Origin of the sequence: Erwinia tracheiphila, from assembly GCF_021365465.1 — a bacterium.
In the GTDB taxonomy this organism is placed as follows: Bacteria; Pseudomonadota; Gammaproteobacteria; order Enterobacterales; family Enterobacteriaceae; genus Erwinia; species Erwinia tracheiphila.
The window spans coordinates 4,135,706-4,147,036 of record NZ_CP089932.1; the positions used below are offsets into that span (position 1 = coordinate 4,135,706).

7 protein-coding genes and 1 pseudogene are annotated in these 11,331 nt (G+C 48.1%); 3 read left to right on the forward strand and 5 right to left on the reverse strand.

The window, feature by feature from the left end; translation table 11 throughout:
- Positions 1–5: 5 nt before the first annotated feature.
- Complete coding sequence (locus tag LU633_RS21480; RefSeq protein WP_046371879.1) at positions 6–1,220, forward strand: IS91 family transposase; 1,215 nt, start codon at positions 6–8, stop codon at positions 1,218–1,220.
- A gap of 25 nt (positions 1,221–1,245) precedes the next feature.
- Here LU633_RS21480 and LU633_RS21485 read toward each other — a convergent pair whose 3' ends face one another.
- Positions 1,246–1,683, reverse strand: a complete 438-nt coding sequence (locus LU633_RS21485) for an ATP-binding cassette domain-containing protein (protein WP_052734710.1) — start codon at positions 1,681–1,683, stop codon at positions 1,246–1,248.
- Positions 1,684–1,804: 121 nt separating this feature from the next.
- Here LU633_RS21485 and LU633_RS21490 point away from each other — a divergent pair, with 121 nt between their 5' ends.
- Positions 1,805–3,013 carry an IS256 family transposase gene (locus LU633_RS21490; RefSeq protein WP_046372072.1) on the forward strand — a complete coding sequence of 403 codons (1,209 nt, stop codon included), beginning with the start codon at positions 1,805–1,807 and terminating at the stop codon, positions 3,011–3,013.
- Between the two features lie 56 nt (positions 3,014–3,069).
- Here the strand turns inward: LU633_RS21490 and mqo are convergent, their stop codons facing one another.
- Positions 3,070–4,722 carry a malate dehydrogenase (quinone) gene (gene mqo / locus LU633_RS21495; RefSeq protein WP_016190861.1) on the reverse strand — a complete coding sequence of 551 codons (1,653 nt, stop codon included), beginning with the start codon at positions 4,720–4,722 and terminating at the stop codon, positions 3,070–3,072.
- A 1,307-nt stretch (positions 4,723–6,029) separates the two neighbouring features.
- On the opposite strand from mqo, the gene LU633_RS21500 reads away from it, so the two are divergent.
- Positions 6,030–7,238 carry an FAD-dependent oxidoreductase gene (locus LU633_RS21500; protein WP_016190860.1) on the forward strand — a complete coding sequence of 403 codons (1,209 nt, stop codon included), beginning with the start codon at positions 6,030–6,032 and terminating at the stop codon, positions 7,236–7,238.
- 31 nt (positions 7,239–7,269) lie between these two features.
- Here the strand turns inward: LU633_RS21500 and LU633_RS21505 are convergent.
- The 3 genes and pseudogenes from LU633_RS21505 to LU633_RS21515 all read right to left on the reverse strand — a co-directional run bounded on the left by LU633_RS21505 (position 7,270) and on the right by LU633_RS21515 (position 10,738).
- Positions 7,270–8,330: pseudogene (locus LU633_RS21505) on the reverse strand (AI-2E family transporter).
- Between the two features lie 300 nt (positions 8,331–8,630).
- Positions 8,631–10,115: a SulP family inorganic anion transporter gene (locus LU633_RS21510; protein WP_016190859.1), complete on the reverse strand. Its 1,485-nt coding sequence runs from the start codon at positions 10,113–10,115 to the stop codon at positions 8,631–8,633.
- Entirely contained in the window at positions 10,112–10,738 is a 627-nt protein-coding gene (locus LU633_RS21515; protein ID WP_016190858.1) for a carbonic anhydrase, read from the reverse strand. The genes LU633_RS21510 and LU633_RS21515 overlap by 4 nt, the downstream gene beginning before the upstream one ends.
- Between the last annotated feature and the right edge of the window lie 593 nt (positions 10,739–11,331).

Genomic DNA, 11,331 nt, shown 5'->3' on the forward strand with positions numbered 1-11,331 from the left:
GCCGCATGTATATCCCGCGCCCGGCAAAACTGCTGTTCACCACTGATGACGCCTGGAACCGGTATATGGATAAACACGGGGACACCCTCAGCCCCTGGACCGTACTCTGCGTCGAGCGCATGCTCGCCTGCGGCACTGCTGCCATGGGGGTGAAGCGATACTGCTGCGCCTCCCCGGACTGCACCCACACCCGCTTCTTCTGCCAGACCTGTAAATCAAAAGGCTGCAGCTCCTGCGGACATAAGGCCACGGAGCAGTGGATTACAGAGCAACAGCAAATTCTGCCCGACTGCGACTGGCAGCATATCACCTTCACCATGCCCCATCTGCTGTGGCCCTTTTTCAACAATAACTGGCCTCTGCTCAATGCCCTGTTCCGCGCAGCCACCCGCGCCATGCTCCGCTGGGCCAGAAAACAGGGTGTGGAAGTCGGTATCTTCTGCGCCCTGCACACCTACGGTCGCCAGCTCAACCAGCATCCCCACATTCATCTCTCCGTCACCCGCGGCGGGCTTGATATTAAACACGGCGTATGGCGCGACCTCTTCTTTAAAAAGCATGCCGTGGAGGAAATCTGGCGCGGAGCCGTCATCCGGCTGCTGCGCCACAGCTATGACCTGATTAACCCCGGCAGGCTGCCGGGGCTGGGGCATATCCACGACAAAAAACAGTGGCTGCGCTATCTGCAGGCGCAGTACGGGCGCCGCTGGAAGGTCCACTTCGCGAAGAAGACCCGGGGGGCCTGGCGGAGCGTCAAATATCTGGGCCGGTACCTGAAACGGCCCCCCGTGTCGGCGGCGAAGCTGAGGCACTACAGCGGCGGCGCGGTGGTGCACCACTATTACGACCACCGTACGCAGCAGTACCGGCAGCAGACGCTGACGCAGGAAGATATGATCGGACGTTATATCAGCCATATCCCGGCGAAGCATTTTAAGATGGTGCGTTATTACGGTTTTTTATCAAACCGTAAACGGGGTAGCCTGCTGCCGAAGGTGTATGAAGCCCTGGAGATGGAAGCGCGGAAAAAACCGGAGAAGCCCGGCTTCGCCGCGCTGATGAAAGAATTTCTGCGCACGGATCCGTACAAATGCATTCTGTGCGGCAACCGACTGCGCTTCAGCAGTGCGCAGGCCGGGAGGCACGCGTCGGAGTTGGTGGCAGAAAGACTGCATAACATCGACCGGAAACGATGGCTTCTGGCACAGACTGCGGGATAAGTGCGTCTGAAAAACAGCTTTCAGGTTAAAAACGCGCCGCAAATGCCATTTTATGACCATAACGTTCCCGATGGCACATCATTACTGCATTACAGACACTGCTGCTCATGGTCAGGAAATTTTTAAAACGATGATTCAGTTTCCTAACCATCAAGGTTTGCGCCAGGGCCACGCGTTTACGCATGCCTCCGGACAGTTGCGAAGGATAGTAATCTGCAACAACACTTAACCCTACGCGGGTTAACCATGACCTGCCCAGTGAATCAGATTCAGTCGCTGGCATCCCGCGATAACTCAATCCCAGCACCACATTTTCCAGAACAGTCAGCCATGGCAATAATATTTCATCCTGAAACATATAGCCTGCGTGTGAATTAATACCGTCCAGCGGTTTGTCAAATACCGTAATTTTACCAGAAGAAGGTACGAGCAGGCCAGCGCAAAGCTTCTGTCGTATTCGCATCTGGCAAAAGGCGCACTGTGTGGCGACGGCCAGTGGCGGCAGATTGTCACGAGACTGTAATTAAAATTGTGTAATTGCCTGTTTTTGATATGTTCACTCCAACAATGGAGACAGGAAAATTATGGACGAGAAGAAACTTAAGGCCCTTGCTGCTGAACTGGCCAAAGGCCTCAAAACTGAGGCCGGCCTTAATCAGTTTTCCCGCATGCTCACGAAGCTGACCGTTGAAACGGCACGCAATGCAGAACTGACTGACCACCTCGGGCATGAGAAAAATGCCCCTAAAACCGGCACCAATACCCGCAACGGCTACTCTTCGAAAACGCTGCTGTGCGACGACGGTGAAATCGGGCTAAACACGCCGCGCGACCGGGAAAATACCTTTGAACCTCAGCTGATTAAGAAGAATCAGACGCGTATCGCGCAGATGGACAGCCAGATTTTATCCTTGTATGCCAAAGGCATGACCACGCGGGAAATCGTCGATACGTTCAAAGAGATGTACGATGCTGATGTGTCACCGGCCCTGATATCAAAAGTCACGGATGCCGTTAAAGAGCAGGTCGCCGAATGGCAGAATCGCCAGCTGGATGCGCTCTATCCCATTGTTTATCTGGACTGTATTGTTGTTAAGGTTCGTCAGAATGGCAGCGTGATTAACAAAGCGGTGTTCCTGGCGCCGGGCATCAATACCGAAGGCCGGAAAGAGCTTCCGGGGATGTGGCTGGCTGAAAATGAAGGTGCAAAGTTCTGGCTGAACGTGCTGACGGAACTTAAAAATCGCGGCCTTCAGGACATCCTGATTGCCTGCGTGGATGGCCTGAAGGGCTTCCCGGATGCGATAAACAGCGTCTATCTGCAGACTCACATCCAGCTGTGCATCATCCACATGGTGCGTAACAGCCTGAAATACGTGGCGTGGAAGGACTACAAAGCGGTCACGGGCGGGCTGAAAACCGTTTATCAGGCACCAACAGAAGCGGCCGCACGGATGGCGCTGGATGCGTTCGCCGAAGAATGGGATGACAAATATCCACAAATCAGCAAAAGCTGGCGTGCGCACGGGGAAAACCTCAATACGTTCTTCGGCTATCCGTCTGACATCCGAAAATCTATCTACACCACGAATGCCATTGAGTCGCTGAACAGCGTGATCCGTGCCGCCATTAAGAAACGCAAGGTATTCCCGACGGATGACTCAGTGCGAAAGGTTATTTACCTGGCAATCCAGTCGGCATCGAAAAAATGGAGTATGCCGGTCCAGAACTGTCGGCTGGCGATGAGCCGCTTTATTATTGAGTTCGGTGACCGCCTGAGCGTTCACCTTTGACGTGGTGGCAGTTACACAGAATTATTTACAGGGTCGGAACCGGCCTTCTATTGTATTTAAAGAGCCATATCGTGATGGTCTTTTGCAGCGGCTTTTTGTGGTTCAGCCTGCGCATTTGCCGGGCTGGTACTGTTCATTTGAATAACCGGTGGTTTTGTCAGTTGCAGTGTTGCAGCAGTGTTGTCCCAGACCTGCTGAGTCAGTGCAACATTACCATTTAGCTCCTGACCGAAGCTTAGTATGATCGCCTTGATTTTGCTCTGCCATTCTGGGGAATTGAACTGCTCCGGGAACAACTTTTTAATCACGTTCAGAGTGATCGGAGCGGCCGTGGAAGCGCCAGGTGAAGCCCCCAGCAGTGCAGCAACGGTTTTCTGCTGGTCAGTCACCACTTCAGTACCGAGCTTCAGTAAACCACCTTTGTCTGCATCTTTTTTGATGATCTGCACGCGCTGCCCGGCCTGAATCAATTTCCAGTCTTCTTTACGAGCAGCAGGATAATACTCTTTAAGTGCAGCGAAGCGATCATCATCGTTCAGCATAACCTGACCAATCAGGTACTTAACCAGGTCAAAATTATCCATTCCAACGTGCATCATTGGCATAAAGTTGCTGGTTGTAGTGGTTTTCAGCAGGTCCATGTAAGAACCATTTTTCAGGAACTTAGTTGAGAATGTTGCAAATGGTCCAAACAACACCACGCGTTTTCCGTCAAGGAAACGGGCGTCCAGATGCGGTACAGACATTGGCGGTGCGCCAACGGAAGCCTGCCCATAGACTTTTTCTAAATGCTGGCTGGTAATTTGTGGATTTTCTGTCATCAGGAAAGAACCGCCTACAGGGAAACCGGCATAGTTATCCGCTTCAGGGATACCGGTTTTCTGAAGAAGTTTTAGCGCACCACCGCCTGCACCAATGAAGACATATTTCGCATCAACTTCGTGCTCTTTACCATCCTTCAGATCGGTAACGGTGACGTGCCATGAATTATCCGAATTACGTTTAAATCCGGTCACTTCGGTTGACGTTTCCAGCTTGAAGTTATCGTGCTTTTTAAGGCTGCCAATGAGCTGACGGGTAATTTCACCATAGTTAACGTCAGTGCCAACAGGCGTCCAGGTTGCAGCCACTTTCTGCTGCGGATCGCGCCCTTCCATAATCAGCGGTGCCCATTGCGCAATCTGTTTATGGTCGGTAGAGAACTGCATGCCCTGGAAAAGCGTAGTTTGTTGCAAGGCTTTATAACGTCTGGTCAGATAATCAACATTTTTGTCACCCCAGACAAAACTCATGTGTGGGGTAGAATTGATAAAGGAATGCGGGTCCTGTAACACGCCACGTTGAACCTGCGAGGTCCAGAACTGGCGCGAAATCATAAATAATTCGTTAATTTCCAGCGCCTTACTGAAATTAATTGAACCGTCCTGGCGTTCTGGTGTGTAATTCAGTTCCATATTGGCTGAGTGACCAGTACCCGCATTGTTCCAGCCGTTAGAGGACTCCAGCGCAACGCCATCGAGCTTTTCCACCATCAACTGCTTCCAGTCCGGCTGAAGTTCCTGTAACCAGGTTCCCAGAGAAGCACTCATGATACCGCCGCCAATCAACAGAACATCGGTTTTTTCTGCTGTATTTTCGGCATAGGTCGAGCTACATGCCAGTAACGTGGCAAGAGAGATGACTTGAGAAATTTTACTTAATGTATTCATGCTAATTAATTTTTTAAACAGTTTATTAAAAATTAGAAAAAATATGTTAGCAATTTCACTAAATTATTTCAAACTTAATAAAGTTAAGAAAGCGTCGAAAATAATCAGCAGACACGTTCTTACCCTAAACAGCCACAAACCTGACACGTCTATAACGGCAGCAATGAGTTGAGCAATGCCATATCGTCACCAAGCATGTATAAATAAGCGTCTTATTAAGATCATGCCGATTTATGGTTAAGCATAAAAGGTTCAACAACACGCCAGTACAAGACAACAACGCGTACGAAAAAGTAAGAATCCTGCCCCCCCGGGAATCACAAGATAATATTTAACTAAATTAGGTCAAATAACAGCATCCCTCAGCACACCGAGTGTCTCTTTAATGAACAATCACGAAAAGTGATTTTTCATTAAAGAGACACTGGTAAGCACATTTACTCGCTGATGCTGATATTGACTCCCGTCTGGATTACGTTCCCGGAAGGATCGCCATTATTATCCTCACAGAACTTACGGAAGAAAATAAAGCCTGTTAATTAAAGCGATCATCTCGCCTCCTGTCAGAGCCTGGTTTTTATTTAATGATGACTTTCCACAATAGTCATAATTGGCGCATAACTATCTACCGATAAGGCTTCGGAAATAAAAATTTCTCAACTACAAAAAAGTATTCATTTACTGCTTATGTAATCAGGAGGATACAGAAAGTTGTTTAACCAGAAACATAGCCTGAGTCCCCTATCCATACTAAATACACCTGATAAAACCAGGATTATTGCTGTGATTTTTTTAAGCCCAATTAAAAGAGTCACTCTTACATGCTGTTTCAAAAATGCGTCAAACAGCTACAGTCGCTGAGGCGTTATATTTTAACTAAGGCAATAAAAACTCAGTTCTTCAGATAACGGCTTTGATTATGCCAGCAAGGACTGACCAAACGCTTTTAATGTCATCATGGTACGGCAGGTTTCATTTGAAACCGGAAAAGTTGACAATGTCAGCACAGGATAAGGCGTTACGACAGCAGCGAAATAAAGCCGCATGAGTCCTCACCTTGTATCATAGCGCAACCTGACCAGGAAACCACATCCCGCCAGCACCGACCTTGTAAGATGAGAAGTGAAACATTCATGTGTAAGGTTGTGTATTAGCTGTCGGGATCGCCCTCGTTTGACAGGCTGCCATGCGGAAATTTTTGATGTAATAACAAGATATGACGTCTGAACAGAATACGCTGCAGGAATTGACCTCACTCTGGACAAATGATAATTGTTATCAACTGCAATTTTTCAGGATGATGACGAATGAACAAAAAAGTGGTTCCCTCAGCAATGTCATGCTGCATTGTTGGCGGCGGGCCGGCCGGGTTAATGCTGGGATATCTGTTTGCACGTAGGGGGATCACAGTCACCGTGCTGGAAAAACACGGCGATTTTTTGCGGGATTTTCGCGGTAATACGATTCATCCCTCAACGATGGAAATTATCTCGCAGCTGGGTTTTCTCGACGAGCTACTGGCAATCCCTCATCAAAAAGCCGAAAGGCTCTACAGCGAGACGAAGGGTAAAGAAACCATCCTCGCAGATTTCAGCCACCTGCCAACACGCTGCAAATATATCGCCTTTATGCCCCAGTGGGACTTTCTCCATTTGCTCTACAGCAAAGCATCGCTTCTGCCCGGATTTTCCCTGATCAAAAAAGCAACCGTAAATGGGCTGATTGAAGAACAGGGTGCCGTCAGGGGCGTCCGTGCGCAGCTCGATGGCAAGGTTCATGAGTTCCGCTGTGATCTGGTGATCGGTTGTGACGGACGTGATTCCACCGTGCGCGACCTTGCTGGCCTCGACGTATGCCGTTTCGGTGCACCCAGAGATGTTCTCTGGCTGAAAATCAGCAAACTTCCCGGCGATCCGGTATTAACAATGGGCCACCGCGGTGCTGAGAAGAATTTTATTATGGTTGATCGCGGCAGCTACTGGCAGTGTGGTTATTCCATTTCTAAAGGTAGTTTTCCGGCACTCAAGGAAAACGGATTAGCTGATTTTTTACAGCAGGTAACCCACGAGTCTCCTTTTGATATCAGCCGATTGCAGCAGGAGATTACCGACTGGCAGCACGTCAGCCTGTTAAAAATACGCATTGACCGTCTGGATAAATGGGCAAAAAACGGTTTGCTTTGTATCGGTGATGCAGCACATGCCATGTCCCCTATTGGCGGGGTTGGCGTAAACCTTGCCATCCAGGATGCGGTGGCAACCGCAAACCTGCTTTCAGCGCCGTTGAAAACAGGCCGACTAACGCTGAAAGACTTGCAGAAAGTACAACGCCGCCGGATTTTTCCCACCTGGGCAACTCAGTCATTACAAATAATGATTAGCAAGGCCGGACAAAACAAACGCCGAAAATCGCCGGGCAAAATGGAGCTGTGGCTACGCCAACGAAAATGTCTTGCCCGACTGTCCGGCAGACTAATTGGTATTGGCTTTTTTCTGGAGCTACCCAACGGCGGCTGACCGTTCAAGCGTTGCGCCCTGCCTGACATAATCAGGCGTCAGGCAGGGTTTTACCCTCTTCGATAAAGTCCTCATCAATATTGTCACTGTTAGCTTCATTGTCGCGGCCAGAGAGTAAATTCCAGCAGGCAATAAACAGTGCGGCAATCAGCGGACCAATGACAAATCCATTGATGCCATACCGCCCAACGTCGAGATTAAAATCAGGTAGTCAGGCATTTTTGTATCTTTACCGACCAGAAGCTTATCGACAAGCCCAATCACCACCACAAAGAACAGCACCAGAAAAATTCCCTGCCAGATCATGCTGGAGAAAAAGAAACAGGCCGCCGCAGGCACCCAAACAAAAGCAGAACCCACAGCCGGAATCAGCGACAGAAACGCAATTAACGTACCCCACAGCAGATTTCCCTCAATACCGGTAAAGTAAAAGGCCAGCCCGCCGAGTACTCCCTGAATCATCGCTACCACTACCGTACCTTTTACCGTGGCACGAGAAACCGCCGCGAATTTCACCAGCAGATGGTGCTTAACATATTCGGTAAGAGGCAGTTAGCGAAGGATAACATTCACCAGATAAAGAGCCATCTTTAAGCAGGAAAAACCGCAGATAAAGCATAATGCCGAATCCGACCGCAAACCCCAGACTGCTTCTGCCAATCATAAACACGCTGCCCGCCAGATATTACCCGCCCTGTAGCGCAACCTGAGACAACTTTTGCTGAATGCTGGCTGTCGTATCCAGATGATGTTGAGCCAGTGAATGTCCCGCCCACTGGGGCACGGCAATTGCGTATTATTATGCTGCAGGTGGTCATAAACAGCGTTAAATTCCACCGCCATTGAAGAAAACACGATTGCCAGCGGTGTTATCACAATCAGGCAGATTGCCACCACGGTGACAAAGGCTGCCAGACCATTTTTATCGCTAAAAAGCTTCCTCAGCCTGTTTTTCATCGGATGAAAAATCACTGCCAAAATAGCAAACCACAGAACAGAAGAGTAATACGACCCTAAAATATCTAAAAAAGCCACGGTAACAATAAAAAGGATCAGTATGAAAAATCCTTTTGACAAGCCTTTGAATCTCATTGTTATATCTCGATAACCCACTCTAGTTAGCTATCGAAGCATAGAACGACTGACCACATTTGCAATGTGAGTCTGAGGAGTAAAAGGGCGCAATATAACAAGAGTGAGTGCGCGGCATCATGTGGCCTGTAATAACGCCGCCGATTGCTGGTTCGCAGAGGAAGAACAGACAGAAAAACCGTGGGAATGGTCAGGCTTCCCTGCCTGATTCTCTATTTACAAATTTGAAAGGACGCTTCCATTGCGGGTCGTTCTCAGAAAATTATCCATTTTTCCCGCAACCGCCATCAGGTCAGGAACCTACGCCTGCGCCAGTTTTACTGGCCACTGGTTAAGCACAATACCTCTTTGCGGAGCGCCTTCACCAAAGTCCTGTAGCACCGCTTTTACATCAGGATCGATATATTCCGCATTATCGTAATCCACGATGACCACACTGTTTTCCGGTATCTCAGCCAGTAAGGTTTTCAGACGTGGATTGTGCAAAAACGTCAGGTTTTGCTGAAAACGCAGAACATAATGATCGTCATAGCGCGTCAGCAATAGCGCATTACGATGGCTCTTATAGACGCTGAACAACATCTGCGTAGCCAACCCGATTCCAATACCCACCAGCATGCCAAACATCAGAATGCCGCCAATGGTTGCCAAAAAAGGCACGTATTGTTGAGCACCTTTACGTGCATGTTCCACAAACAAACCCGGCGTGGCCAGTTTATATCCGGTATGCAACAGCACGGCGGCCAGACTTGCCAGCGGAATAGCATTCAGTAACTCACTGAACCAAAGGCCACACACCAGCAGCAATACACCGTGTACTAAAATTGAGATTTTGCTCTGCGCGCCTGCGCTGACGTTAACCGAACTGCGAACGATGACCGCAGTAATAGGCAGACCGCCGAGAAAACCACTCAGCAAGTTACCAATCCCCTGAGCACACATCTCTTTGTCCGGGGATGGAAGGGGATTCTGGGAACGAAGTTTTTTCAGCGCCTCCTGACTCAGTAACGTTTCCAGGCTCGCCACCACGGCAAGGGTTATGGCAACGACATAGACTGCCGGATTTTGCCACGCCATCCAGTTGGGCTGTTCCATTTCGCCAGTGAGCGCCGCAAGGCTGTCAAAGGGTGGCAGAGAAATACGTGGCAGATTACCCATTATTTCTGGAAACATTTTGCCGCCAAACACCGTGGACATACAGCCAAACAGTACGGCCATAAGAGGGCCTGGAATCCAGCTCAGGACTTTAATTTTCTTCACGGTCGGGGTCGACCAGAACCATAGAATAAACAGCCCGGTGACGGAAACCACGATGGCCGGAATCGATATGCTAAACACACCTCCCGTGACCATTTCGCTTAATTCGCTTTCACCCTTTGCACCTATCGCTACAGGAATTTGCTGTATAATCAGTAAAATACCAATCGCTGCCAACATCCCTTTAATAACCGTTCCCGGTATCAGCGTGATAAAGCGCCCTGCCCGCAACACGCCAAACAGAAATTGCAGTACACCTGCAATGATCAACGCCAGTAATAAAGCCGAAAACGATCCCAGCGACTCAATGGCACCGGTCACGATAGTGACCAGCCCGGCAGCCGGACCGCTAACAGCAAACTTAGACGGGCTGAAGGTGGTCACGATCAGGCCACCGATGACGCCAGTTAGCAAACCAACAAAAGGGGGAAGGCCGCTGGCCTGTGCAATCCCCAGACAAAGTGGCAATGCAACCAGAAATACCACTAAGCCTGCGGGTATATCCTGACGAAGTGTGGATAATTTCATGGTAAAGGTTCCTGTCCATTTTGCTGAATGAGCTCTTTAAGATGCCCGGTATGAAGGTCATAAACACAGCCGAATACATCCAGCTGCACGCCATTTCGCCACGCTGCCAGTACCGGATCGGTTCTGATCAAATGCGCAAATTGTGCCAACACATTGGCCTCAACCAACCGGTTGAGGCGTTGGGTTTCATCTTCATCATTGCTGACATCGGTCAGGCCAGGGGCAATTGCTTCACGTAACTGAGTGATACGCCGGGCCAACGGAGAATCCTCATCGGACAAGGGAATATCAGGCAAAGAAATCGCCGCCTGAACGCCACCACAACCATAGTGCCCGCAGAGCACAATTCGCGAGACCTTAAGGTACTCAAGAGCGTATTGCAGTACACTCATAAAGTTATCGTCACCACTGACAACCATATTGGCAATATTACGGTGAACAAACAGTTCACCGGGATGTGCACCCGTCAGCACTTCTGCCGGAACCCGGCTATCAGAACATCCTATCCACAAAGAATGCGGTTGCTGTGAATGCACGTTTTGCCTGAAATAATGAGGATTACGTTGGCTGCGCTGTAAGGCCCAACTGCGATTTTTCGCTAACAAAGGTTTAAGTGTCGTCAAAATTCAGTCTCTCTTTCGGGACATCAGGTGATTCACCTGGCACCAGATTCAGTTCAAACAGAAGTTAAGGAAAAATGCGTTTCGTAATTAGTATGTACATAACCACAGAAATAAGTTCTGACATTTTGAATTGACTATGAAACATTAAGAATATTCTTAGTATGCGTATTATTAGATTGTAATTTTTATTAAATTCACTTCCAGTAGGCATGATTTTTTGGCATGTGTCTTCCATACATAAATCTCAAGTATAATTACGCAGGATGGGTCTATTCATTTATTTTAATTTTAAAAAACAATGACATATATAACAGTAAATCAAAATATCATGATTTTTCATTTGCATTGACAATTTATTTCGCAACAACGTTCTTTGTTGATAAGTGAATGCATAATCTGCAATTAAATTATTCTTCTTCTTTTTATAAATACAATGAAATGAGAATAAAATAAGCGCATTATTAATAACCTCATTTATCAATAAATGTCAGAAACATAGTGAAATATTTAAACATCTTTACAATGCAAATTAAATGACCAGTTTTAAATAGCAAAATAAATATCCTACTGGTCAGATAAATACCAAGTTTTTC